The organism is Variovorax sp. 01N429, from assembly GCF_056399425.1.
Window position 1 is genome coordinate 1 of the sequence record NZ_JBFTRG010000058.1, and the last position, 646, is coordinate 646.

Sequence of the window (646 nt, forward strand, 5' to 3'; positions counted from 1 at the left end):
GGGCGACAGCCTGCGCAAGCACATCGACGCCGGCCACCGCGCCACCGCGGAACCGCACCGGCCGTCCGCCGACGACGACCGCGACCGCGAACCCGCGGGCGTCTGACCCCGGCAACCCCCGGCACCCGCAGCCCGGCGACGGTCCTTTCGGACCCGCCGGGCTGCGGCGTTTCGGCCTTGCGGGCGGGGGGCGGCGTTTCGGCGTGCGGCTCGCCGGCGTTCTCGAAGAACTCCCGAGCCTCAGCCCTTCGGGTGCCTAGCCTCAGCCGTTCGGGTGCAAGATCGCCCGGGCCGCCTCGTCGACATTGCGGTACTTCCGCCCGCCACGCAGCCCGCGGACGGCTTCCACCAGCGGCTCCGGCGCGTGGTGTGCGACCAGGCCACGGGTGAGGGCGTTGCGGTCGGCGGGGAAGGTGGACCGGTCCAGGTGGCGTGCCAGCCGGGACCTGAACTCGACGTCGGCCGGGGTGAGCCCTTCGCTGCTGCCCGGCTGCGGCCCGCCTCTCGGGAATGCCGGGGCCTGGTCGTCACCCTCGGGTTCGGCCTCCCGCCACTCGTGCACGCGGCTCGAGTGGCCGCTGCGCAGCTCGCTGTCGACCTCGGACCGCATCGCGTCGTCCATCATCGGGCCGTGCTTGTCACTGCC

At 74.6% G+C, this 646-nt stretch carries 1 protein-coding gene; it reads right to left on the reverse strand.

Annotation, left to right across the window (positions count from 1 at the left end; genetic code table 11):
• Positions 1–262: 262 nt before the first annotated feature.
• Positions 263–646, reverse strand: a 384-nt coding sequence (locus AC1DSF_RS30545) for a DUF2795 domain-containing protein (RefSeq protein ID WP_478184060.1), incomplete at its 5' end; no start/stop codon positions are given.